This window comes from Cellulomonas sp. P22 (assembly GCF_044392165.1).
In genome coordinates this window covers 260,733-285,037 of record NZ_JBISBW010000005.1, presented here as the reverse complement: position 1 = coordinate 285,037, position 24,305 = coordinate 260,733, and the positions used below count along the sequence as shown (strand labels likewise).

19 protein-coding genes are annotated in these 24,305 nt (G+C 67.2%); 7 read left to right on the top strand and 12 right to left on the bottom strand.

Translation table 11 applies throughout. The annotated features are described in order from the left end of the window. From ACGIF2_RS06565 to ACGIF2_RS06540, 6 genes are all read right to left on the bottom strand, one after another. Positions 1-1,760, bottom strand: a 1,760-nt coding sequence (locus ACGIF2_RS06565) for a hypothetical protein (RefSeq protein WP_396044751.1), incomplete at its 3' end; no start/stop codon positions are given. 617 nt (positions 1,761-2,377) lie between these two features. Further along, on the bottom strand, positions 2,378-3,994 hold the full coding sequence (locus ACGIF2_RS06560) for a DUF2142 domain-containing protein (protein WP_396044749.1): 1,617 nt from the start codon (positions 3,992-3,994) through the stop codon (positions 2,378-2,380). Between the two features lie 40 nt (positions 3,995-4,034). Further along, positions 4,035-5,516, bottom strand: a complete 1,482-nt coding sequence (locus ACGIF2_RS06555) for a lipopolysaccharide biosynthesis protein (protein WP_396044747.1) — start codon at positions 5,514-5,516, stop codon at positions 4,035-4,037. Beyond that, positions 5,513-6,424, bottom strand: a complete 912-nt coding sequence (locus tag ACGIF2_RS06550) for a glycosyltransferase (RefSeq protein ID WP_396044745.1) — start codon at positions 6,422-6,424, stop codon at positions 5,513-5,515. The genes ACGIF2_RS06555 and ACGIF2_RS06550 overlap by 4 nt, the downstream gene beginning before the upstream one ends. Before the next feature lie 23 nt (positions 6,425-6,447). Next, on the bottom strand, positions 6,448-7,554 hold the full coding sequence (locus ACGIF2_RS06545; protein ID WP_396044743.1) for a glycosyltransferase family 4 protein: 1,107 nt from the start codon (positions 7,552-7,554) through the stop codon (positions 6,448-6,450). Positions 7,555-7,587: 33 nt separating this feature from the next. Then, the gene (locus ACGIF2_RS06540; RefSeq protein ID WP_396044741.1) at positions 7,588-8,610 is read right to left on the bottom strand and encodes a glycosyltransferase family 2 protein; all 1,023 of its coding nucleotides are present in this window, start codon (positions 8,608-8,610) and stop codon (positions 7,588-7,590) included. 146 nt (positions 8,611-8,756) lie between these two features. Between ACGIF2_RS06540 and ACGIF2_RS06535 the strand changes: the two genes are divergently transcribed. Then, positions 8,757-9,929, top strand: coding sequence for a glycosyltransferase family 4 protein (locus ACGIF2_RS06535; RefSeq protein ID WP_396044739.1), 1,173 nt, complete (start codon positions 8,757-8,759; stop codon positions 9,927-9,929). 58 nt (positions 9,930-9,987) lie between these two features. Here the strand turns inward: ACGIF2_RS06535 and rfbA are convergent, their stop codons facing one another. Continuing rightward, positions 9,988-10,857 (bottom strand): glucose-1-phosphate thymidylyltransferase RfbA, encoded by an 870-nt coding sequence (gene rfbA / locus ACGIF2_RS06530; RefSeq protein WP_396044737.1) that lies wholly within the window; start codon positions 10,855-10,857, stop codon positions 9,988-9,990. Between the two features lie 40 nt (positions 10,858-10,897). Beyond that, complete coding sequence (locus ACGIF2_RS06525) at positions 10,898-11,542, bottom strand: dTDP-4-dehydrorhamnose 3,5-epimerase family protein (protein WP_396044735.1); 645 nt, start codon at positions 11,540-11,542, stop codon at positions 10,898-10,900. A gap of 92 nt (positions 11,543-11,634) precedes the next feature. On the opposite strand from ACGIF2_RS06525, the gene rfbD reads away from it, so the two are divergent. The 4 genes from rfbD (at position 11,635) to ACGIF2_RS06505 (ending at position 16,969) form a co-directional block, all read left to right on the top strand. After that, the gene (rfbD, locus tag ACGIF2_RS06520) at positions 11,635-12,486 is read left to right on the top strand and encodes a dTDP-4-dehydrorhamnose reductase (RefSeq protein ID WP_396044733.1); all 852 of its coding nucleotides are present in this window, start codon (positions 11,635-11,637) and stop codon (positions 12,484-12,486) included. A 1,147-nt stretch (positions 12,487-13,633) separates the two neighbouring features. After that, positions 13,634-14,596 (top strand): glycosyltransferase family 2 protein, encoded by a 963-nt coding sequence (locus tag ACGIF2_RS06515; RefSeq protein WP_396044731.1) that lies wholly within the window; start codon positions 13,634-13,636, stop codon positions 14,594-14,596. A 2-nt stretch (positions 14,597-14,598) separates the two neighbouring features. Next, positions 14,599-16,488, top strand: coding sequence for a methyltransferase domain-containing protein (locus ACGIF2_RS06510; protein WP_396044729.1), 1,890 nt, complete (start codon positions 14,599-14,601; stop codon positions 16,486-16,488). Positions 16,489-16,699: 211 nt separating this feature from the next. Next, positions 16,700-16,969, top strand: coding sequence for a hypothetical protein (locus ACGIF2_RS06505; RefSeq protein ID WP_396044727.1), 270 nt, complete (start codon positions 16,700-16,702; stop codon positions 16,967-16,969). A 203-nt stretch (positions 16,970-17,172) separates the two neighbouring features. Here ACGIF2_RS06505 and ACGIF2_RS06500 read toward each other — a convergent pair whose 3' ends face one another. From ACGIF2_RS06500 to ACGIF2_RS06490, 3 genes are all read right to left on the bottom strand, one after another. Continuing rightward, a complete protein-coding gene (locus tag ACGIF2_RS06500) occupies positions 17,173-19,194 on the bottom strand; it encodes a hypothetical protein (RefSeq protein ID WP_396044725.1) in 2,022 nt (673 codons plus the stop codon). Next, a complete protein-coding gene (locus tag ACGIF2_RS06495; protein WP_396044723.1) occupies positions 19,191-19,586 on the bottom strand; it encodes a GtrA family protein in 396 nt (131 codons plus the stop codon). Before ACGIF2_RS06495 ends, ACGIF2_RS06500 begins: the two co-directional genes overlap by 4 nt. 65 nt (positions 19,587-19,651) lie before the next feature. Continuing rightward, entirely contained in the window at positions 19,652-20,836 is a 1,185-nt protein-coding gene (locus tag ACGIF2_RS06490) for an acyltransferase family protein (protein WP_396044721.1), read from the bottom strand. Between the two features lie 286 nt (positions 20,837-21,122). Between ACGIF2_RS06490 and ACGIF2_RS06485 the strand changes: the two genes are divergently transcribed. Next, positions 21,123-22,226: an NAD-dependent epimerase/dehydratase family protein gene (locus ACGIF2_RS06485; RefSeq protein WP_396044719.1), complete on the top strand. Its 1,104-nt coding sequence runs from the start codon at positions 21,123-21,125 to the stop codon at positions 22,224-22,226. Between the two features lie 82 nt (positions 22,227-22,308). Next, a complete protein-coding gene (gene manA, locus ACGIF2_RS06480) occupies positions 22,309-23,502 on the top strand; it encodes a mannose-6-phosphate isomerase, class I (RefSeq protein WP_396044717.1) in 1,194 nt (397 codons plus the stop codon). A 32-nt stretch (positions 23,503-23,534) separates the two neighbouring features. On the opposite strand, the gene ACGIF2_RS06475 is transcribed toward manA, so the two are convergent. Continuing rightward, positions 23,535-24,293, bottom strand: a complete 759-nt coding sequence (locus ACGIF2_RS06475) for a TIGR03089 family protein (protein WP_396044715.1) — start codon at positions 24,291-24,293, stop codon at positions 23,535-23,537. Positions 24,294-24,305: the final 12 nt, after the last annotated feature.

Below are 24,305 nucleotides of genomic sequence, written 5' to 3'. Positions count from 1 at the left end.
GTGCGGCAGCCCAGGGCGGTGTTGGGTCCGGAGGGGAGGTTGATGGCGTAGAGGCACACCTGGTGGTTGCCGGGGCCGGCGGCGACGGTGAGGTCGTAGGCGTGGTTGGGGCCGGCCGCGGGGAATGCTCCGCTGACGGCGGGGGACGGCTGGTCGGCGTTGAAGGCGTAGCCGACGCCGTCGACGTACATGTGCACCGGGATCGGTGCGGTGGTGTCCCAGTCGAAGGCCCAACCCTTGGCGTTGATGGCGCCGTTCGCGCCGGTGATCGAGTCGATGACCCCGACCGGGGTTTGTGTCTGGGTGGCCGGGACGGTGACTGTGCGGCAGCCCAGGGCGGTGTTGGGTCCGGAGGGGAGGTTGATGGCGTAGAGGCACACCTGGTGGTTGCCGGGGCCGGCGGCGACGGTGAGGTCGTAGGCGTGGTTGGGGCCGGCCGCGGGGAATGCTCCGCTCACGGCGGGGGACGGCTGGTCGGCGTTGAAGGCGTAGCCGACGCCGTCGACGTACATGTGCACCGGGATCGGTGCGGTGGTGTCCCAGTCGAAGGCCCAACCCTTGGCGTTGATGGCGCCGTTCGCGCCGGTGATCGAGTCGATCACCCCGACCGGGGGATTGGCCTGCGGTGCCTGCACGGTCACCGTCTGGCAGCCCAGGACAGTGTTCGGCCCCACAGGAAGGTTGATCGCGTAGACGCAGACGGTGTGCGTGCCGTTCCCCACGGGGATGTCCGCCGCCAAGCCGTGCAGGTTTCCGGCGCCGGGATACTTTCCGCCGACGTCCGTCCGAGTCTGGTTAGCGGTGAACGCGTAACCGACGCCGTCCACATACACGTGTACCGGCACGGCCGTCGTCGGGACGTCGAGGTCCAATGCCCAGCCGCGGACGGCGAGCCCGGAACCAGTGCTGACGATCTCGTCGACCGCGCCGAGGGGGTTTCCACCGGCGGTCGTCGATCCGAACCAGTCGGTGAAGTAGCTCCAGAAGTTGCGGTTCCCGTAGGAGGAGCAGGCGTCACCGGTGCCGTATCCGCTTGCCAGGGCCGCCGCGTTGGGCTGATAAGGCGTGTAGTTGTACAGGCTCGCTGTCGCCTGGTTCTGGATCAGCACGGGAGCGGCGCCGCAGGACGCATCGGGGTGGAACCGGACGTTGTTGACGACGCCGGCACGGTGGCTGAACCCGTTGGGGTTGACGGCGTAGCTCTTGAGCTGCCACGCAGCCGAGTACACCTGGTTAAAGAACCCGTAGTACTTGGTGTCGCAGACTGCGGTGTCAGGGCAGCCGTATCCCATGGCGCTCCGGTAGCGGTTCGCGTACAGCGCGCTCCCGGAGGCCGTGACGAGTCCCTGCTCCTTCTGCAGCATGACGAGCAGCACGCGGGGGCTGATCCCGCACGCCTGCGCGACGTTGTAGATGATCGCGCTCGCGCGCTCCCCGGCGGTCCCCTGGTAAGGGCGCGAGCACCGGGTGTCTGCACCGCGGGAGGTCGTGTCCTGCGTGTAGTCCTTGAGGCAGGGGGTGCCGTCGGAGCCGGGCCTGCACCCCGCTCCGCGGGTGTCCAGGAACCCCTGGATGTCGGCGGACCCCATGGTGGCGGTGTCGTAGAAGGTCGCGTCGCTGATGATGTAGCCGGGGTCGAAGCCCCCGAGGTCAGCAGCCTGCGCCCCGGGCGCGGCTGTGAGCTGGAGCCCGGTCACCAGCAGCGTCGCGCTGAGGGTGCCCATGGCGAGGCGCTTCGCTCGCGCACCGGAGAAGATCATCAGGGAACCTCGATCGTGGTCTGCGGCGATGTGCCGGTCCCGGAGGTGGACTCGTACGTCAACGTGGCCGACCAGGTTCCGCGCGACACCCGGCTGCTCGGGATCGAGACGGTCCCGCACGTCATGGTGGCGGCATCGGGGACAGCCTGGGTCGATTCGACGACTTCGCGGTCGCCACGCACGAGCCGCACGGTGCAGGTACCCGTGGTCTCAGGGGCGACGGCCGCGAAGCCGGCCACCTCGACCGCCGCGCCCGACGTCGACCACTGCGCGTACGTGATGCTGACCTCGATGTCGCCGGGCTCTGCCGGCGCAGCGGCGGTCTCGCCTTCGGTGGGTACGCCGGCGGGAAGGCCGGGTGGACTGGCTGTCGCCGGCGCCGGCGCTGTGGTCGTGGGGAGTGGAGATCCCGTCGCTGAGGGGACAGCTGAGGAGGTGGACCCCGGACCGCCAGAGGTGGAGCCGTCCCCCGAGCCGTCGCCGCTGTTCCGCGACGCCGCGACGAGCCCGCCGGCCACGAGGACGGCCGCAACCGCAAGGACGATCGGAAACAGTATTCGGGGGCGCACGCCAGTCCTCTTCGCGATGGGCGAGCCATATTCGGCCCGCGAGCGACACTATCGGCTGGGCGCGACTTCCCTGGGCAGCGAATCGCCGATCACGGGCGTCTTGGCGCTGAGCTCCGAGGGGAATGCATCCGAACCGGGAGCCGTGTCGCGCCGGCGCTCGCCACACACCGACCAGGCATATCCGGCGAGGCCCGCCCAGAACAGGGTCAGGAGTCCGAGAAGCACCGCCGGGTGGACAGGTGGGGCCCAGGACCAGCTGTGGAAGTGCACCCACGAGGAGCCTGTGCCGTTGACGAAGCGATGGAGGTTCGCCGTGAACGCCGCGACGTGGCCCACCGCCAGCAGGATCCCGACGGTTCCCATCAGGCTGCGGGCGAGCCGTTCCGGAGCGCGCTCTTGCCCGTCGCGCGCGCTGAAGGCCGCCAGGAGCACGATCCCCACGGCGAGGGGTGCGATGTACCGCCCCTGCCACACGATCCCGACGTAGGGAGCCTGTGATGCTTGGAGGACGACCGGGAGCAGGAGAGTGAGACCGCCCAGGCCGAGGAGCACCAGCTTGTTGCGCCGGTCGGCGAGTGTCCAGCCGATGACGACGAGGGTGCCAAGCAGGGCGGCGAAGAGCAGGTACCCCCACTGCGGCATGCGGGAGTCCAGCCATCCGAACACGCCGACGAGGCTCTCGAAGTAGTAGGCGGTCTGTTCGAGCGTCAGCCCCACCACTCGGTTCGTGGTGAGCTCGGGGTAGAGGATCTCGCCCGAGTTGGAGAGCCCGCCCACCGCGCGGATCCACACGACGGCGGCAACGGTCCCGAGGAACGCGACCGCGAGGTAGGGCCAGCTTCGCCGGTCGATCAGCACGGCCTTCACGTTCGGCCACGGCGCTGACAGGACCACGGTGGCCACGATCACCGCCAAGAAGAACGGGCTCAACGCCCGCGAGTTCACGAACAGGACGGACAGCACGGTCAGCCGCACGAGGCGCCGCTGCAGGAGGGCTGGATCGGGTGCGCGGACGAGCGCGAGGAGCGAGACCCACAGGCCGATGGCACCCGCGATCTCCACGCTCTGCGGATTGATCGCGCTGGCAAGGTTGAGGACGGTCGGGGTGACCGTCAGCATCAGGCCCATCATGAGCCACGAACGGCGCTTCATCTCTGCCACAGCGCGGAATGCGGAGGCGAGCAGAGCTGCCGAGAGCAACCCGCTGGCGAGGCGCATGAGATAGAGCGTCGCCTCACCGCTGGGAAAGAGGCTCGGGATTCCCACGATCGCGTAGTAGATCGGGTTGTAGCGCGCCGCCGACGTCGGGACGTCGGTGACCGCGGCAAGATCTCCGACGAGATCCTGCTGGCACTGCGCTGACGTGTCCGGGCTGAACGCGAAGCAGTTCGGGAGCTTCAACGCCTGGTCGTAGAGCTCCGGCACGCGGAAGGTGCCGTTGCCCGACGGCAGTCCCGTCTCGTCGCCCTTGAACTGCAGCCGTGCGCTGGCCGCGGCCTTGACGGTGTGAGAGCCCTCGTCCACGACAGCCATCAGCGGGTTGGCCAGCGACCAGAGCGCGGTGATCACGAAGAGGATCCCGAAGCTCATCCAGAAGGTCGCACGGGGGGTGCCCAGGCGTCCGTCCCGTGCTGCGGTGAACCGGCGAACGATCGACTCTCTCATCGTGCCCTCTCTCGGGGGTCCGTCTCCGGACACGTGCGGATCATGGCTCACGCGGCTGCTCCGAGGATCGGTGCACCAGGAACGCGCCGACAGCGCCGGCCAGCGCGATGACGACCATCAAGGCCAGCTGGGCGATCCGTCCGTCGATCACCTGGTGGACCGACGCGGCAGCTGAGCCGCAGACCAGCGCGAGCAGCGCCGTGCTGATCGTCAGGCGGAGCGGCGGCAACGGCGTCCGCCCGATGATCTGACTCTTGCGCACCGCGTGCGCGAGCGAGACCAGGAACGACGCTGCGGCGAGGATGGTCGCGGCAGCGAGACCGTACACGCCGAAGACGAGAGCGAGCGCTGATCCGACGACGACCTTGACGGAGACGAGCACGACGTAGGCGCGCGTCTCGACCCCCGGCGATCCGACAGCCCGGGCAGCCATCGCGCGGACGGACCCGGCGAGGGACAGGACGAAGCCGGCGGACAGCAACGCCGTCAGGGGGACGACGCCGGTCACGTCGGGCCCGAGCCAGGCGGCCGCCGCGAACGGGAGGATCACCACGACGAGCGCGCCGAAGGGCAAGAGCAGGGACCACCACGCCCGCTCGGCCACCCCAGCCTCCGCGGCCGCCGCGGGCATCGACTCGCCGGCGCGGACGCTGAGCCGGGTGAACAACGGCGTCAGCAGGACGGCCGGCGCCAGCGAGACGGCGCCCGCGAGCGGAGCGACCGCTGAGACGCTGACGATCGCCGCGGTCGGAAGGAGGATGGCGGCCATCAGGACGTCCAGCTCCCGCTGTGCGATGAAGCCGAACGCGCTGGCCTGGTTGCGCCAGGAGTACGCCCAGAGCTCGGACAGCTCTGCCGCGCGGGCGAAGCCGCGCACCTCGCGGACGAGGTGCTTGCGGCACAAGAAGGCCGTGATCAGCACTGCGACGACGGCATCGGCGTAGGCAGCGAGCAACAGCCCTCGTAGCCCAGTCCCGGTGACGACGGCGACGACGATGCAACCGGCGAGGACAGCCCTGGCGACGAGCGATGCAGCCGCCACCGCGAGGAACCGGGAGTGCGCGGCGAGATAGCTGCTCAGGGCCAGTGCGGTGAGCTGCAGCGACGCGAGGACTCCCGCGTGCCGGAAGAGCCGGCCCGCCTCGTCGGCGGCGCCCGCGGGCAGGTTCACCACATGCATGATGGCGTCGGAGACCCACGGTCCGGTGACCGCCAGGACGACCAGCAGAGTGCCCAGCACGGTCAGCACGGTCGCGGTGATGCGCCCGCCCAGCGCAGCGTCGCCGCGCCCGATCGCGATGCCGTGGTAGCGCTGCATGATGCCGACGACGCCGAGGTCGGCGCTCAGGAAGAGGTTGATCGTCGTCATCGTGAGGGTCCACGCGGCGAAGGCGCCCGGGCTGAGGTGGGCCAGCAAGAAGGGGGTCGACGCGAGCTGGACGCCCAACGGCGCCATGCGGCTCGCGGCGGCGAGCAGCGCGTCGCGCGCGTAGCCGGACGAGCGGACGGCGGGCGCGGTCATCGCTTCTCGTCGGGGACGAAACGCGCGTCGACGTCACCGCGCATGCCGTCCCGCACCCCCGCTCGGATGGCAGAGAGCCGAGGCGCCCGAGGTGGTTCGAAGGCGGCGACCGCTGCTGCTGAGTAGGCGAGGAGCGCGATCGATGTCACAGCCCACCGGGGCCGGTGCCGGAGGTTCTCGCGGACGAGCACGACGCCGTTGCGCGCCATCCAGTACAGCCGCCACGTGGGGTGGTGCGTCGCGCGCACGCGGAGGGGGCCGACACCGTGCCAACGGGTGGCGCCCAGGGAGTGCGGCAGCAGAACTCGTCGATCCTGCACGACGCGCCACCCGGCGCGCCGCGCGCGCAGGCAGTAGTCCTGGTCCACCCCGTCGACGAAGAAGTCCTCGCGGAAGTCTCCGAGCTCACCCGCCGCGCTGCGCCGGAGCAGCATCCCCGAGGTGATCACGACGTCCATGTCGGCCACCTCCGCTCGAGCCCGCGTGCGCGGGTCGAGGAACCTCTGCGCGTCCGCGTCCCACGGCGCAGGCGCGGCGATGGCTATGCGTACGTCCTGCTCGAGGGCCGCCCACAACCGGCCGACCAGCCCGTCAGGCACCGTCGAGTCCTGGTCGAGGAGCAGGAAGGCGTCGACCTCCGAAGCCTCGGCGACACCGCGGTTGAGCGCGGCCGCGAGCCCGCGGTTGACGCCGTCGCGAAGCAGCGTCACGCCGGGCGCCGCTCCCAGAACGGCCTCGGCACCGCTCTCACCCGCGGGCGTGTTGTCGACGACGACCACACGGACGCACTGGCGGGCTGCGGCCCGTACGGCCTCGAGCAGGTCCGCGCACGGGCGGAATGCCGTGATGACCGCGGCTGTGTCGGGGTACCCGGACGCGTGCTGGCGGGTCGCGTCTTCGGGGGGCACGGGCCGAGTATAGGGGGGCGACCTCAGCCGTCTGACGCCTCACGGTAGACCGCGGCCGTGGCCTCGGCCGCTGCCTCCCACGTGTAGTGGCGGGAGCGGGACAGCGCCGACGAGGCGAGCGTGTCGTGCGACGCGCCGCAGGCTTCGAGCAGGCGCTGGGCGAGCTCGTCGGGGTCGTTCGGGTCGGCGAGCAGCCCGGCGCCACCGACGATCTCTTCCATCGACGTCCCCCGAGAGGTGACGACCGGGACACCGTGGGCCATCGCCTCGAGGACGGGCATCCCGAAGCCCTCCCAGAGGGAGGGGAAGCAGAACGCGCGCGACCCGGCATACGCCCGGTGGAGGTCCACCTCGTCGAGCCGGCCCAGGTACCGGACGCCCGGGGGCGTCGCCTCGGCAGATCCGATCCCCGACTCGGGGCCGCCCCAGCCTCGTGGCCCCACGAGGACGAGGTCAGCGTCCAGGCCCCGCTCGGCGGCCAGCGAGTAGGCCTTGAGCAGCACGGGGAGGTTCTTGCGCGGCTCGACCGTCCCGCACCACATGACGTAGTCACGGCGCAGGTCGTGCTGACGCCGGAACCCGGCGACCTCGTCGGGCGCGGCTGCGAGGATCCGTACACCGTGCGGGACGATCCTGATGCGGTCCTCTGGCAGCCCTGCCGCGACGCAGTCGTCTGCCGTGGCCTGCGACGGGACGATGAGCAGATCCGCCTCACGCCGGACCCGCTCGAGGGCTCGCGTGAAGAACGCGTTCCCGTGCGCGGTGAAGTGCTCGGGCGACCGGAGGAACGCGAGGTCGTGGACCGTCACGACCAGCGGGCGCACGGTCGGTGGGACGGCCCACGTGGTGGCGTGCACGACGTCGCTGCCGCGAGCCAGCCACTCGGCACGTGGCAGGCCGAGATGGTTCCACGCGGGGTAGAGCAGACGACGAGGGAGTGGTGCTCGACGCACCGGAGCGTCGACCCGGCCGTCGTGGGCGGTGCTCGTCCGATGGGCGGCGACGAGTGCGGTGGCCTGAATGCCCTGGACCTCGGCCAGGCCACGGACGAGTTCGACGACGTATGTGCCGGAGCCTCCAGGCACGGGCTGCCAGCACTGCTCGGCGGTCAGGGCAACTTCGAGGGTCACAGCAGGTATTCCTCCTCCGGTTGTCACGTCGGCCTACAGGGCGCGACGGACCGAGCGCCAGTATCGCGCGAGCGCCTCTTGCAGGAGGTGAGAGCCCACCGGCAGCGCGAACTGGGCAGGGTCGAACTGATCGGTCATCAGGTCGGCGAGCTCGCGGTCGGAGACGCGACGATCTCGCTGGACCTCCGCGCGACGTGCGCGGATCCAGCGGGCATGGGTCACCAGCCACCACCACCCGCGGACCTTCTGCCGGAGCCACCCCTGCTTCGCGGCGACCGCGACCAGCGCGAGCTCGAAGGCGATCAGCACGGGCGCGAGGAGCAGCAGCGTACGACCGCCGTAGCAGGTGAGCACGAAGGCCAGGCGGTTGCGCTCGACGAGGTACATCTTGAGCGGTGTGCGGCTGAACTCGTAGTGGTGGACAGCCACCGCCGTCGGCACATACTCGACCCGCAGTCCCCGCTGCCAGCAGCGCCAGCACAGCTCGAGGTCCTCGGCGTAGGCGAAGAACGGCTCCACGAGACCGCCGAGGCTCTCCCACAGCGACCGGCTCAGTGCCATGCACGCGCCGCTCGCTGACGCCACCGGTTGACGCGTCGCGTGCTGCGCGGCCGGCTCGCCCATGCTGCCTGCCCAGCTCAGGCCAAGGATGTGCAGCGGGTTGCCTACCGAGTTCACCAAGTCAGGCTCATCGGCCAGCCGTACGCTTCCGCCCGCAACGCCGACTCCCGGCACAGCGAGCGCGCCGACCAGCTCGCGTGCGGCATTCGGGTCGACAACCGCATCGCTGTTGACCAGCAGGAGGAAGTCTCCACCCGCTCGACTCGCCGCGAGGTTCATCCCCCCGGTGAAGCCGAGGTTCTCCGCAGGGACGAGCAGGGCGATCCGTGGGTCGTCGGGGAGATGGCGTACGGCGTCCGTGGTGCACCCGTTGTCCACGAGCACCAGGTCGATCTCAACTCCCGCGCTCGCCAGCACCGCCTCGACCGCGTCGTGGAGATAGGGCTCTGCGCCGTACGCGAGCATCAGGGCGGTCACGCGCGGCAGAGTGCTCATGTCCCGGATCGAGGGCCCTTCGTTCGAGCGAGGAGGTCGGCGGTCGGCGCTGGCCGGCCCGTGCGGGACTGAACACTACCCACCAGAACCGTGTCGCCGATCCGCGTTAGGCTCGCTCGGTCCTGGACACGCTCGGCAGGGGTGAGATGAGAGTTCTTGTAGACGCGACGGCCATCCCCACCGACCGAGGTGGGGTGGGGCGCTACGTCGACGAGCTGTTGCGCGCGCTGGCCGACCGGGACGTGGAGCTCGTCGTCGTGTGCCAGGTCCGCGACGTCGACCTGATGGAGGCCGCGCTCCCGGGCGCCCGGGTCGTCGCCGCACCACGAGCGATCGAGCGGCGCGCCGTGCGACTGGCGTGGGAGCAGACCGGCCTGCCCCTGCTGGCGCGCAAGCTACGGGTGGATGTCGTCCACAGCCCGCACTACACGAGCCCGTTGCTCAGCCCCGGCGCGCGCGTGGTCACGCTGCACGACGCCACGTTCTTCAGCGACCGGGACGTCCACAGCGCGGTCAAGACCTCGTTCTTCCGCGGAGCCACGTGGCTCGCGGTGCGCCATGCAGACGCTCTCGTCGTGCCGTCCAGGGCGACCCGGGACGAGGTCGTACGCCACGCCGGTGGCCGCGCCGAGCAGTTCTTCGTGGCGCACCACGGGGTCGATCCCGAGGTCTTCCACCCGGTGGCGGCATCGGAGCAGGAACGCGTGGCCCGCACGCTGGGCCTCGAGGGTCGACCGTACGTCGCATTCCTCGGCACGCTCGAGCCCCGCAAGAACGTCCCCGCCTTGATCGAGGCGTGGGTGGAGGTCGCGTCGGGGCTCGTCGACCCGCCCGCCCTGGTCCTCGCGGGCGGCCCTGGCTGGGACGACGGCGTCCAGCCTGCGATCGACGCGGTGCCACAGGGGCTGCAGGTGGTCCGGCCCGGCTACCTGCCGCTCGCCGACCTCGCCGGGTTCCTCGGCGGAGCAGAGGTCGTGGCCTATCCGAGCCTGGGCGAGGGCTTCGGCCTCCCGGTGCTCGAGGCGATGGCGTGCGGAGCGGCGGTCCTCACCAGCCGTCGGCTGTCGCTGCCCGAGGTCGGCGGCGACGCGGTGGAGTACACCGAGACGGACGCAGGCTCGATCGCCGCCGCGCTCGCTCAGCTGCTCGCGAACAAGGACAGGCGCCACGAACTGGCCGGCGCCGCGGTGGAGCGTGCCGCCCGATTCACCTGGGCCGCGGCCGCCGACGCCCATCTCACGGCGTACGAGGCCGCGATCCAGCGAGCCGGGGGTCACCCCGGCGGACAGGGCGGCGGCCAGCAGCCCAGATCTGTGTGAGCAGAGGAGCGCCGGATGCCCGAGCGGCGGGCCGAGCACCCGGCGATGCTCCTTGCCCCTACTGCTGGCGCTTGAGCAGGTCCAGCAGGTAGGTGCCGTAGCCCGACTTGACCAGGGGTTCGGCGCGAGCCCGGAGCTCGTCGTCGGTGAGGAGCCCTCGTCGCCAGGCGACCTCCTCGGGCGCCCCGATCTTCAGGCCCTGACGGTGCTCGATGGTGCGAACGTAGTCGGAGGCCTCGAGCAGCGAGTCGAACGTGCCCGTGTCGAGCCACGCCGTACCGCGCGGCAGGACCTCGACCTGCAGCTTCCCTGCGTCGAGGTAGTGGCGGTTGACGTCGGTGATCTCGTACTCGCCGCGAGCCGACGGCTCGAGGTCCCTCGCGATCGCCACGACGTCGTTGTCGTAGAAGTACAGCCCGGGGACGGCGTAGTCCGACTTCGGGTGCTTCGGCTTCTCCTCGAGCGAGAGCGCGCGGCCGCTCTGGTCGAACTCGACGACGCCGTAGCTCGTCGGGTCAGCCACCCGGTAGGCGAAGACCGCGGCGCCGTCGATCTGCTCGAAGCGCTGGAGCTGGGTGCCCAGGCCGGGGCCGTAGAAGATGTTGTCGCCGAGGACGAGGGCAGCGGAGTCGTTGCCCACGAAGTCAGCCCCGAGGACGAACGCCTGCGCCAGTCCGTTGGGGACGGCCTGCACCGTGTAGCTGATGGAGATGCCGAACTGGGAGCCGTCGCCTAGCAGGCGGTGGAACTGCTCGGCGTCGTGGGGCGTGGTGATGATCAGGACGTCCTCGATGCCCGCCGCCATCAGCGTCGACAACGGGTAGTAGATCATCGGCTTGTCGTAGACGGGGACGAGCTGCTTGCTCACGCCGAGGGTTATCGGGTTCAGACGAGTACCGGATCCGCCGGCCAGGATGATTCCGCGCATGGCGCACAGTCTGCCAGCAAGCGGCTCCGGCATCGGCGGGTCAGCGAGCCGGTGTTCCGCCCTGCGCCTGGCTCTTGAGGTGGGCGACGTGGTTGCGCACCTCGTCCATGGTCGGCAGCAGCCCATCCTCCCGGGCCTGGCGCAGCGTCGGGGCAGCCAGGTCCTTGTCGGAGAGCTGCGGCGACAGCGGGCTGCCGTCGCGGGCTGTCGTCGGCCAGTCGATGCCGATCTCCTGGTCGAGGGGGTGCACGCCGTGCTCGCGGCCGGGGGAGTAGCCCGTGGAGCACAGGTAGACAACTGTCGAATCGTCCTCGAGCGACAGGAATGCATGCCCGAGGCCCTCGGAGAGATAGATGGCGCGACGGTCGACATCGTCCAGCAGGACGGCGTCCCACTGGCCGAAGGTAGGCGAGCCCACCCGGATGTCGACGGCGACGTCGAGCACGGCACCCTTCGGGCACGTGACGTACTTCGCCTGACCGGGCGGGACATCGGCGAAGTGGATCCCGCGGAGCACGCCTGCGGCCGACACGGAACAGTTGGCCTGCTGGAGGTCGAGGGGGTGTCCGACCGCATCGACGAAGGCGCTCTCCTTGAACCACTCCAGGAAGACGCCTCGGGGGTCGCCGAACTGCTGCGGCGTGATCTCCCACGCCCCGGGAACCTTGAGCTCGCGGAACTGCACTGTGTTGTCTCCTCACGTCGCTTGTTGCGGAGTCAGCCTAACGGCGCGGCTACGCTTGGCGGTCGGTCGAGACGTCGAAGTGAGGAGTTGTCGTGCGCTGGTTGGTGACAGGAGCAGCAGGGATGCTGGGCCAGGACGTCGTGAGCCGGCTACGGCAGGCCGGCGCTGAGGTGACTGCAACCGACCGGGACCACGTGGACATCACCGACCTGGCGTCGGTGCGTGCCGCTGTCCAGGGCCATGACGTGGTGGTCAACTGCGCGGCGTGGACCGCTGTCGACGACGCCGAGACCCACGAGGCCAGCGCCTTCGCCCTCAACGCCACCGGGCCGGCGCTGTTGGCCAGAGCCGCCGCCGAACGGGGCGCTCGGATCGTGCAGATCTCCACCGATTACGTCTTCGACGGCGCAGGTGTCGCGCCGTATGCGGAGATGGCGCCCATCGACCCCCGCTCGGCATACGGCCGCACCAAGGCCGCAGGGGAGTGGGCGGTGCGCGCTGAGAACCCGGACCACTTGATCGTTCGCACGGCGTGGCTCTACGGCGCCCACGGCAAGTGCTTCCCGAAGACCATCGCGCGGGTCGCTGCCGAGCGCGGTGGGCTCGATGTGGTCGCCGACCAGGTGGGCCAGCCGACCTGGACGGTGGACCTCGCCGATCTGTTGGTTCGACTCGTCGAGGGCGGAGCGCCGAGCGGCATTTACCACGGGACCTCGGCGGGCCAGACGTCGTGGCACGAGTTCGCCCAGGAGATCGTCGTCGCGGCGGGCCTCGATCCCGCCATCGTCCGGCCCACTACCAGTGGCGCCTTCGCAAGTGCGGCGCCTCGCCCGGCCTACTCCGTGCTTGACCACCGTTCGCTGCACGCGGTCGGCGTTGCTCCTATCGGCGATTGGGCAGACCGATGGCACGCGGCGGCTCAAGGGGTTCTCGCAGTCAGCTAGGACGTGTCTCCCGTTTCTCGGGTGAGGCCCGCGGGGTCGGTGCGGGTGACGTCGTCTTCGCGTTTGGGTGTTCGCAGTGAGCAGTGGGCTCGCATCGAGCAGTTGCTGCCCTCGGACCAGGGCCAACGGGGGCATCCGGTCGGGGACATCCGGCGGGTGGGCGAAGCGATCGCCTACCGGTATCGACGGGGTCCCGTGGCGGGGCCTGCAGCGCGAGCCGTTCGGTCGGGGACACGGGGCCGGGTCGAATCTCAGGAATCTGCCGATCGGCGCGAGTCAACCGCCAGGTAGCGGGATGACCACGAACTGGACGACATCCTCGGGCCACGCGTTGCTCAGGTCGCCCGAGGCATCAAGGTCGTCATCCCCGAGAAGTCCGACGCAACCGCAATCGCCGCGGGGCCCGCGGCGGACCACCCACGCGGGCTCGACACGTGGCGCGGTCGCCTTGGCTGCCTGTATCACTTGGTCACGGACTCGGCCTAGCCGTCAGGTGGTGACAGGGGATGACGGGAGACGCCGGTGGTTCGGTCGATCATGGTGCGCTCGTTTGGCGGCCGACATGGTCGTCGCCGCGGGGTGTGGGCTGACCGGACCGGTGTCACACGCCCGGTCGGCCAGGACCGTCTAAATGTGGGCGCGGCTCCCGGGCGGGGGAAGTGGATGGCGGCCACGAGCCGTTCGCGCGCTGCCCCGGGCTGCGCTGCCCGACGGTGATCGCCGCCCGGGCCTCCCGGGCTGGTCGTCGGTGCTGGTGTAGCTGGTGGCCGAACAGCCGCGTGACCGGCGATGATGTGGCCTGCTCCCCGCGAGCCGCCCAGCCGAAGGAACCATTCAGGTCATCTTTGCGGTTCACGCGCCTCCTGCTGGGGGGTGGGTCGCGGTCCTGGCGTCCAGGCCCTCCGTCCGATCGTCGGTCCCGAGGCGCTCGCGCGGCATTTCCCGCCAGGCGTCTTCCCTCGTCGGCATTGGTACACGATTGCTGCAACTGGAACCCGGGAGGAGGGGCACCCGGCGATCACCTCCCTGGGACCTCAAATGGACACACGCCCTGGACGGTCCGTGTCGGGCGCCAGGTTCGGCTAGGGTGCTCCGAAGTTGTTCGCTACAGGCACGCGAGACGCGGCCACCGAGCAAAGGGGATTGTGTGGCGCGGGACAAGGGTGTCGCTGAGGGTGAGTGGGTCGGCAGGACGCCGCTGATCAAGGACCAGGTGCCGAGCGTCTGGGTTCAGTCGGTGCTCTACAAGACGCCAGTCAGGGCGATCGAGCGCGCGCTCGAGGCTCTTGCGAGGTCTGCCGAACTCGCAGTCATGGAAGACGGCGTGTGCAAGCGGGTGGTGGTGACTTACGGTGACTGCTCTCCGGCACGTTGTCTGGAAGACCATGACCTCGAGGCCCTGCGGTCCAAGTTTGGGTGGATTCTCGACCTGCGGTACGCGTGGTTCGGTGAGAACCTCGGCTCGGCTCGAGGCCACAACCGGCTTGCTGAGGACTGCGATCTCGAGTTCATGCTGATCCTCAACCCCGACATCGTGGTTGCCCCCCGGGTCATCCAGCACCTGCTCGAGCCATTCACGCGCACAGGAACCGGCATGAGTGAGGCGAAGCAGCTTCCGCTCGAGCACCCGAAGGACTACGACCCCGTCACTGGCGACACCTCGTGGGCCGCGACTGCCTGCGCCATGATCCCGCTGGACGTCTTTCGTCACATCGGAGGTTTCGACGAAGAAACGTTCTTCATGTATTGCGACGACGTGGACTTCTCCTGGCAGGTCAGGCTGCTCGGACTTCGCGTGGTCTTCCAGCCGAACGCTGTTGTGATGCATGACAAGCGGCTCTCTTCGACGGGGACGTGGGACCCCACGCCGGCCGAGCGGTACTACTCGGCGGAGGCGGCGCTGCTCCTGGCGCACAAGTGGTCCCGTCCGGACCTGGTGACGCGGATCCTCGCGGGCTTTGAAGCGCACGGAGATGAAGACCAGAAGCGTGCCGCGTGCGCATATCGAACGAGGCTCGCGGAGGGCGCTATCCCTGACGCCATCGATGGAGACCATCGCATAGGTGTCTTCGACAACGGCTACTACGCCAAGCACCGATTCGAGCTGTGAAAATGTCCAACTACGAGAACGCTTTCGCGCATGACAACGTCTATGGGCACGCGCTCGACCTGCTGCTCGACGTCATCCCGAGAGGCGTAGCAGGAGACGGGGCCATCCACCTGGACCTGGGGTGCGGCCACGCAGCGATCGCGGGGCCGCTCACCGAGGCGTCGGGCCTCGTCTACGTCGGCGTCGACGCGGACAGAGAGACCGTCGACGCCCTGATGCAGCGGGGTATCGAGGCACATCATCTGGAGCTCGGCGCCGAGAAGGAAACGCTGCTGGCCATCGTCGAGATCATCGCAGGACGACGTGTGGCGTCGATCTCGATGCTGGACACGCTCGAACATCTCTATGACGTCACGGGTGTGCTGCGAGTCATCCGCCGGCTCGCCCTCGACAACGAATGCGCGGCAGTGATCAGCGTGCCGAACGTCACGCACAGGGACATCGGTTTCAAACTGGCTCTTGGAGACTGGCAGTACACCGAGACCGGCATCCTTGACACGACGCACACCCGGTTCTTCAGCGCTAGATCACTTGAGCGCGAACTTGCGGCCGGTGGCCTGTACCGGACAGTCCGCCGCGACGTCGACCTGGAGGTCAGTGACCAGCACTTCCCGGACAGCCACTCGGCGCTGGCAGCAGGAACGACGCTCCACCACCTCCTCCGCCGTCTTCGCAGCGAAGCCGCACCTGATGAGAGCACCAACCAGTTCGTGTGGGCCGTCGCCCCAGGGCCGGTCAGCGAGAACTTGGTGTACACCGCGGAGCGGAACCCGGCGCGGCCGTTCCTCTCTGTAGTGATGCGCACTCAGGGGCGCCGTCTCCACTGCCTTCGCGAAGCGCTGACATGCCTTGCTGGCCAAACAGATGACGACTTCGAGGTCCTCGTCATGGGTCATCGACTCGAGGTCCAGCAGCAGGTCGGCGTCGAGCGGGTCATCGAGGACCTGCCCAAGAGCTTGCGTGACCGCACACACCTCATCAAGGTCCAGCACGGCAACCGTGTCGCCCCCCTCAATCAAGGCTTCGCTGCCGCGCAGGGCCACTACATCGTCATCCTTGACGACGACGACATTCCGTTGGCGCACTGGGTTGAGACATTCAGGCGGATGGCGGACCGCGAGCCGGGGCGCATGCTGCGTGCCGTCGCAGTGCTTCAGAACATCGATGCAGTCGAGACCAATGGTCAGAGCGGAATTCGGACGGCTGGCGGAATCGAGAAACTGTATCCGTCCGAGTTCGACATCTTCGACCATCTGCGAGCCAATTTCACGCCAAACATGGCGATCGCTTTTCCGCGGGGAGTCTTCCACGACCTCGGCATGCGCTTCGACCCGGAGCTGACGACAACCGAAGACTGGGACTTCATCATGCGCGCGGCAGTGGTCGTGGGCGTGGCGTCCAGCCCCGAGATCACGTCCATCTACCACTGGTGGGTTCGCGGCGAGTCGTCAAGGACCGTGCACCATCAGCGGGAGTGGGATCGGAACAACGGTCGAATCGTGCGCAAGCTCGACTCGCGCGCGTTGATACTGCCCGAGGGCTCGGCGTCACGAATCCGGGAAGTCATGGCGGAGCGCGACTCTGCCAGAGAGGCGGCGAACGCGGCGGCGCTCCGGCCCGAGCCGAGCAGGGGAGGGCACACCGGAGCCGACCCTCGGAATCTGAACGAGATCGCCCAAATCCTTGAGTCCAGGTCGTGGCGGCTGAGCGCACCGCTGCGCCTACCCGGTGTGCTGGCAGCGCCATCCCGACGAGTACGGTTCAGCAACTACGTCGCGATGTCTGATGACTCGCTGATCCACGCGGCAGCGGAGCTGCGCCGTTCTCGATCGTGGCGGGTGACGTCGATACTGCGTCGTCGCTCCTCTGCTGGGGCCGCCGACGTGCGGTAGGTCCGATGGTGAACGCCACCTGACTGCCACGTGGTGCGGCAAGGAGAAGAGAGTGATCGGGTGACGTAGCTGGTGAGGTTGCGGAAGCCGAGGGCAGCCCCGCGCGGGCTTTCGAGGTGTCCGTCGACAGCCTCAGCGGGGCCAACGCTGGTGCCGGCGCTCGAAGGAGGCCGGCACTTCAGGGGCACGCTTCTTCAAGGTTCGGCCGAGCGTGATCAACTCGTTCTGCACGCAATGGCTGATGGACTCGACCAGCCGGGCCATCAGCTCTCGCCCTCTGCTGCTCGGGCTCGCCGTAGGCCTCGATCATGCGCTGGTGTATCGGTTGCGACAACGTCTCCAGGTGTCGAGTCTGCTTGCCGCTGAGCAGGTCAGCGCCGGTGTGCGGGTCCGCCACCTGACATGCGGACCACGCAAACGGATCTATCACCGCCGCCAAGTCGGGCAACTCCTTGCTGGACGCGGACTTGAACCCCCGTGAAGTTGTCCATGGCGACGACCCCGAACCTGGACGTGGTCAGGGCAAGCCAGCCGAAGGTAGCGTCGGACACGTCGAGGTCTTCCCGATGGGCAGGGCAAGAACTCCACCGCCGGAAGGCCTCGACCCCTACCCGGCCACCGACGTGCCGCGGCAACAAGACCCTCGATGAGGAGCCGTCTTCGGCCGTAGCACGATAGCGACGACTAGGACCATGCACGGATCCGGTCCGAATATGAAACCAAACGGGCGTCGTCGAGGAACGCCTGGCGCAACGACGGAGAAATCACCAGCGTCCCCGAATGGGAACTTAGCCAACGTTCAGCAACGGGGATTGTGGTCTCCACGGAGTCCTGGCCGCCTTGAAGGAGCACGGACTCAAAATTACCTTGGGTCGTCCAGTCGCCCCGAAGAGACAGATACCACTGCTGGGCGTTGATGGGGTCCATGGAAGTCGGTGCCGTCTCAAGATACGCTGAATCGATGCCCGAGTTCTCTAGGACCCTCGCTGCTGACAGCAGTGAGGATGCGGCGGTGGCCATGGCGTCTGGGGCGAGACGGAAATTGTCTTGCACAATGGTCGTGGTATCGGTAGAGACGAGTCCGGTCGCGACCGACGAGGGGCCACTGTACCCGTAGAGTTGCGTTCCGGCGAGACTTAAGGCGCAAACACCGATCCCGGTGAGCACTCGTCCCGTCGGCTTTTTCTTTGCGATCTCGTGCGGAACAATAAGAGAAACTGCGAGGGAAAGCAATGCCAACAGAATCAGTTCTGAGCCCAAAAGGAACTTCCAGAAGTAGTAACCCACTGTCCCGTGATCTCGAATCTGGATCGAGGTGAGGTAGTGCGCCACCACAACGCAAATCGGCAAAATGCTGATGAGAGTCGAGACCTGCCAGGCGTTCGCCTTGTCGACCAACTCACCCTTACGGAGCAAAGCGACTGCGATGAGCCCGGCACCAAGGCTTGATGTCGCTATGACAACGACCATTCCCACGGGCGGAGGGGTGATGGCGCCAGGTGCTGACAGGCTGGTCCCACCCGTTCCGCCGAGGACGAGCCGGGCGGCTCGAAATATCCCGAATGCAGTGGCTCCGATGATCAGCGCGGTGGCCGTCCAGGCGTGCCGCGACGCTCGCCAGCGATCTTTCGTCATGGGCAGTAGTGACGCAACCGCGACGGGGAAAGCAAGCACCAGCAAGAGAATCCAGCCGTGAGCTACGCCTAGAAACGCTCCGCACAACGCCAGCATCGAGACCGGCTGTGCAACACGGGACATCGAGACGACCACAAACATCGAGGCGCCGATGAGTGCGCACGGCACAACGAAGCTCGCGAAACCGGATTGAACAGATGTTGCGCCGGGGCCCAGGAAGAACCCGGCCGAAACTACAGCCGCCAAGGGGGCCGCCACGTCCCAGCGGCTGCGGAGGCGCGGCATCGAGCACAAGCCAGCGACAAGAGTCACGACAGTCGCTGTCACAAGCAAGGCAGTGATGCGGTTGTAGGCGATCAACGAGGACGAGACGTCGTGCTTTGCGGCGGGCCACATCAGTTGCGCGAGCGAGGCGGCCGTTGCGTGAAAGCCCTGTGGGTAGTTGAAGTAGAGCCAGTCATTTGTCGCTGTCGGCGGGGTGATGGCGTCAATGGTGCTGCCGTGCAACCATGTCATGTGAAACATATTGAAGTGTGCTGAGTTGTCCCAGCCGGGTAGCAGTAGTGCGAGGGCTGAGACTCCGTCGTCTCGTGTGATCCAGGGCTTGAAAGCAAAGAGGCCGAACGCCGCAGTGAGTAGAGGGATCACGTCGACAACTCGGATGTCGGGGATGAGAGGGCGACTTCCCATCAAATGCATCTTCCGAGCGATGATCCATCCTGCGGCCATTCCGAACCCAAGTGCCAAGCAGGCTGTCACGCGATCGAACGGTAGCTGCCACCACCAGAGGGTTTGGGACCAGCCCAGCGCGATCAACCCGGCGAGAAGGATTCGCCCTGAAAGCGTCTTGGCCGTCGGGAGCGCGAGCGCCACCGCGATGACGAGAGCCAGTGTGATCGGGCCAGTCAGCACCCCGAAATGCCGGAGTGCGACGGTGAGCGCAGCGATGAGCACGCCGACGCCGGTCGAGTAGACACCGACGTGCCTCGGACGAGCCGACACTGACCTTCCGGATGGCGCGCCGGCATCGACGCCAGATTGTGCGATCACGGCGTGGTGCGTATTGGTCATTTGAACACCCAATGTCGGTACAGGAAGTAGTTCCAGATCGAGGTCACGGCGGTGGTTGCGGTCTTGGCGATGAAGAGCCCTAGGCCCACCGCCTGGGCAACTTCAATCCCCGCAAGGGTCACGCAGTAGTTTGCTCCGAGAAGCACGCCATATCTGAAGGAGTGCGACAGTAGCTTGTCGGCGTCCCGTGTACCGAACAGCACGCGATTGAGGCTGAAGTTTGCCAGGACGCTCAACCAGAAAGATATCGTCGCGGCGAGCCATGGAGGAATGCCGACAGGCCCAGCGAGAAGCACCAAGAGGCCAGCGTCCACGCCGAATGATACGACTCCGACCACAAGGAAGAGTGCAAATTTCTTGTATCGTTGGTAGAGCCGGGAGAGGATCGACATCCTGTTGGGCTGCGAGGCGTCAGCCACAACCGTGGTCGGCTGTGACCCGGGTCGCTCGGCTGCTTTCATCGCGGTGGCACCCGGGCCGCGTCGACCAGGTTTTCAGTTGGTTCCTGACGGGTTGCTGGTCGACTCGACCGCCGGGCCCGACGCATGACGGGACGTTCCACGAGAATCCAGCTCGCGGCGGCAAATGGCGCTGTCAGGACCACCGATAGGGCGGTGTAGGCGATGACGCCGTGCCGGTGCGCACCGAAGCTGGCGAGGAGTTGCTGTATCGGGAACGCGTAGATGTAGACGCCGTACGAGACGTCATGACGTCGAATGACTGACGGGGATGGGACCGATTTCCCAATCCACAGCAAGACATATGTGATCAACGGTGCGGCGAGTTGGAGTCCCCATTCGCTCGAAAGTTCCAGCAAAGCCGCGGTACAGATTGCGGAAAGTGCGGCCCCGAGCCAATGGAGGGGGAGACGGCTTCTGGCCATCTGAATCACAGACCCGCCAAGAAAGAACGGAATGAGTGTCAGTATGTTGCGAACGTCTGGATTGTTTTGAAGATATGGTAGGACGGTTTCAATGTTTGCAACCAGCAATACGCTTGCGAAAAAGCTCGCCAATGCTGGCACCAGGCTGCGTCGAAACAATGGTGATATCGCGAGTGCGCCGACCGCGAGGTAGCAGATGAACTCGTAGTAGAGCGTCCAGAGCGAGCCGTTCCACGCGGTCGGGTAGGGATTCGCTGAAAGCGTCTCTCCGATGCCGTACGCATTGATCTGCAGCGTGGAATTCAGAAGCACGTGGTTGAGCGGAGTGACCCCGGGCCCTGTGAGGTATCCATTCAGAGTTCCATGATCGTGCAAATAGGCGACCGGTGCAAAAACCGCCACAGTCAACCCCAGGCAGACCCAGAACGCAGGAAGGATCCGGGCTGCGCGGTGGATGAGATATTCGCCGAGAGGGTGCGAGAGCCTGCTCGCAGTGATGAGGTAACCACTGAGACAGAAGAATCCGTACACGGCCCATCCGCCGAGCACGACTCCGCCGATTTGAGGGTGACCTTCAAATCCGCCGAGTGGCCACGAATGATGGTATAGAACGGCCAGCGCCAATATCAGACGAATGAGGTTGAGACTGTTTCGCCGGGGGTTGAGCTGTTCCCCGGTCCAGAAGCCAATTCGTGCAGACGGCGATGCTTGGACGTTTGGCTTTGTTCGTGGTCGCGCAGGTGCTGATGTCGTAGTCACCGATTCGACTCCGGGGTGCGAATGGAATGGTTGTAGCAGCGTTGGGTTCTAGGAGATAGAACCGTCGCACCCGGCGAACGACCACAGGCCGTGCTGGTCTGAGGTTGCGCGCACATGGGGACAGTGTGCCGCATCTTCTGGTCTGGTGTGGCATCCCGCCCGCGTCGGGTCGGTGGAGGTCTGTGCGCATCGCTTGTAAGGTTCCTTCGGCGCGATGCGACCGATCGACGAAACGCACCGCGCGCATGTCGCGAGATGGCGGCTGACGAGAACAGAGAGGCGAGAGATGTCTACACCAACGACAAGTCGCGTGTCGGGCGAGCGTGGCGGGACGGTGCTCGTCACGGGTGGCGCCGGGTTCATTGGCACTGCGTCGGCCCCGCTGCTCGCACACTCGTTCGACAGAGTCGTAGCAGTTGACTGCATGCACCCGCAGATCCATCCATCAATCGATCGCCCACACGGCCTCGACGATCGAGTCGAGCTGGTGGTCGGGGACGTGACGTCGCCCGCGCTGTGGGACTCCCTACTCGATGACGTCCGCCCAGATGTTGTTGTCCATCTCGCGGCGGAGACCGGTACCGGTCAATCGCTGACCGAGGCGAGCCGGCACGCTGAAGCCAATGTTGTGGGTACCACGCAGATGCTCGATGCCTTTCTGCGCAGCGGTGTGATGCCGAGTCGCATCGTACTGACAAGCAGCCGGGCGGTGTATGGCGAGGGTGCCTGGAGTCGGACGGCCGACGGGGCGGTGTTCTACCCAGGCCAGCGGAGCAACGGACTCCTTGAGCAGTCACTCTGGGATTTTCCCGATGCCGAGCCGTGTGCGATGTCCGCTGCGACCACACATCCCGCACCTGTCAGTGTCTACGGAGCGACGAAGCTTGCCCAGGAGCACATCGTCGCCGCGTGGGCACAGTCGGTGAATGTGGAGCCGGTGATTCTGCGCCTGCAGAACGTCTACGGCCCCGGTCAGTCGCTGATTAATCCGTACACGGGTATAATGTCGCTTTTCTGCCGGCTCGCGAGGGTCGGCCGCTCTATCCCACTGTACGAGGACGGTCTGGTCCGCCGAGACTTCGTACTTATTGATGATGTTGCGCGTGCAGTCGTGGCCGCGTCGACCTCACCAGCGCCAGGACCTCGACCCATCGACATCGGCTCGGGAGAGCATCAGACCATCGCAACCGCGGCTGAACTGATCGCGGCTCACTACGGGGCTCCCGCCCCTCACGTGACAGGGCAGTTCCGGCAGGGTGATGTGCGCCACGCGTGGGCGGATGTCGCACACGCCCGAGACGCGCTGGGTTGGTCACCCGAGTACACCCTCGGTGACGGTGTCACCAGGCTCGCAACCTGGATCGAGAACCAGCCCGGGGTCGAGATCTAGGGAGACAGGCGTCCCATGCCGCCACTTCAGCGTGTCGCGTTCGCCGGGATAGCCTGTGGCTCGGCTAGGGAGGTGGAAGAAGATGCACAGGCTGGAGGGAACCTCTCGCTCGTACGCTTGGGGATCGCCACGCGCCATCCCGGACCTCTTGGGATCGGCCCGGGGGTCATCTCCGGTTGCGGAACTGTGGTTCGGTGCGCATCTGAGCGCTCCGTCTCCAGTCGCAGGCCCCCTCGGATGCACTGATCTGGCTTCCCTGATCGCTTCGGATCCCGCCGCGACGCTGGGCGACGACGTGCGGGCTCGCTTCGGCGACGCGCTTCCCTATCTGCTCAAGCTCATCGCACCCGAGCGGCCCCTCTCGCTCCAGGTGCATCCTCACGTCGCTCGTGCACGTGAAGGATTTGACCGGGAGGATGCTGCCGGGATCCCGGTCGACGCCGACAATCGGAACTACCGCGACCGGAACCACAAGCCCGAACTGGTACTTGCGCTGGCCCCGTTCGAGGCGTTGTGCGGTTTCCGGGCGCCGCGCCGGGCCGCTGAGCTGTTCGCAGGCTTGTCAGCCCCGCTGGCGAAGAAGCTCCGAGCGCTGCTGGCGGCCGAGCTGTCAGCTTCTGGCGTGCGAGCCGCCTTTACGTTCCTTCTCGATCCCGCGACGCGCCCGTCGGAGCGTGACGTCGAGGCGCTGGCACGGGAGTGCGAAGCTCGGCTGGCATCAGGCTCGACTTCGCCGCGGGCCGATTCGACAGTAGAGCTTCTGGCGAAAGCCTATCCAGGTGACCCGGGTGTCATTGCGTCATTGCTGCTCAATCCCGTCAGTCTTCAGCCCGGTGAGGCGTTGTTTGTCCCGGCGGGTGGAGTCCACGCGTATCTGAGCGGTTTGGGCATCGAGATCATGGCGAGTTCCGACAACGTTCTGAGGGCAGGCCTCACATCGAAGCACGTCGACACGCCCGAGCTGCTCGCCTGCGTCGACTACGTCGCGGCGCCCCCCATCCGGACCGCGCCGGAGGTCTTCCACGGCGCGACTCGGGTGTTCTACGCGCCTGTCGACGACTTCGAACTTTCGGTGACCGATCTGACTGACGAGGACGTCCACCCGCTTCCCGGCCGAGGGCCGAGGACGCTGCTCTGCCTCGCAGGTGAGGTCACAGTCCGGTCGCAGGTCGATTCGCTGACGCTCACCAGAGGCGATGCTGCGTTTGTTGCGGCCGCTGAAGGGATGCTCTCCGCTCAGGGCCGTGGCGTACTGGTCCAGGCCGACGTCCCCTGAGGCCTGGTCGATTGTGACGATGCGAGCTGGGGTCAAAGGGTCGTAGTAATCCGTTCATCCTTCACGAGACGTTCCCATCGCTGGGGAGTGGCAGTATGCGAGGTGACGAGCGAAGGGTCGAGCCCGACGAGTGATCCCCCACTCGCCAGGATCCGGAGAGCCGCTCGTGCGAACTCTTCTGTCCCGATGACGCGATCGTCTTTCGCCTGGACGAGGACGCGCTGCTGGCCGAGCGCGGAGGCCGAAGGCCCAGCCATCTCGGAGCTCAGGTCGGCATGTGTGAGGTCGGTCGCCGCCGTAGCCAGGGCGGGGTGGGCCGGCGACTCCGGAAGTACCCACCCCAGCGCGTCCCCGTAGGTCATCACAGCCGATGCTGCGTCGATCGTCCCGGGTGGTAGCTCACCGTCGAAACGCCGCGCGAGAGCCGGAAGTGAGACAGCCACGATTGGGACTGTCATGTCGAGATGATGCAACGGTCGGTCAGTGACGATCGCATCGACCTCGACCGTGGCCCCACCTTCTTGACTCAGCACAACGCACGCCCCCGCCCGCCACACTGCAAGCGCCCACACCACGGTCCGCCAGTGCGGGGGGAGGTCGATCAGCACGCGCGTGCCGGGTTCGACGTCGAACTCCTCCACGAGGAGATTCACCGTCTTGTTCACCCAGTTCTCCAGCACGGCGCCGGAGAGCTCGACTCGTTCGCCGCCGTCCCCGTACCACGTGATCCTCGGGCGGCCTGGCTCGCGGGTGATGAGGCGCAGGATGTCGGCAACGGTCGTCGGGGTCACCGTCCCAGCCTA

Excerpts from the sequence above, each read along its gene's own strand:
- ACGIF2_RS06560 (WP_396044749.1), bottom strand. The coding sequence starts at position 3,994 with ATGAGAGAGTCGATCGTTCGCCGGTTCACCGCAGCACGGGACGGACGC.
- ACGIF2_RS06555 (WP_396044747.1), bottom strand. The coding sequence starts at position 5,516 with ATGACCGCGCCCGCCGTCCGCTCGTCCGGCTACGCGCGCGACGCGCTG.
- ACGIF2_RS06540 (WP_396044741.1), bottom strand. The coding sequence starts at position 8,610 with ATGAGCACTCTGCCGCGCGTGACCGCCCTGATGCTCGCGTACGGCGCA.
- ACGIF2_RS06535 (WP_396044739.1), top strand. The coding sequence starts at position 8,757 with ATGAGAGTTCTTGTAGACGCGACGGCCATCCCCACCGACCGAGGTGGG.
- rfbA (WP_396044737.1), bottom strand. The coding sequence starts at position 10,857 with ATGCGCGGAATCATCCTGGCCGGCGGATCCGGTACTCGTCTGAACCCG.
- ACGIF2_RS06510 (WP_396044729.1), top strand. The coding sequence starts at position 14,599 with ATGTCCAACTACGAGAACGCTTTCGCGCATGACAACGTCTATGGGCAC.
- ACGIF2_RS06500 (WP_396044725.1), bottom strand. The coding sequence starts at position 19,194 with ATGACCAATACGCACCACGCCGTGATCGCACAATCTGGCGTCGATGCC.
- ACGIF2_RS06495 (WP_396044723.1), bottom strand. The coding sequence starts at position 19,586 with ATGTCGATCCTCTCCCGGCTCTACCAACGATACAAGAAATTTGCACTC.
- ACGIF2_RS06485 (WP_396044719.1), top strand. The coding sequence starts at position 21,123 with ATGTCTACACCAACGACAAGTCGCGTGTCGGGCGAGCGTGGCGGGACG.
- manA (WP_396044717.1), top strand. The coding sequence starts at position 22,309 with ATGCACAGGCTGGAGGGAACCTCTCGCTCGTACGCTTGGGGATCGCCA.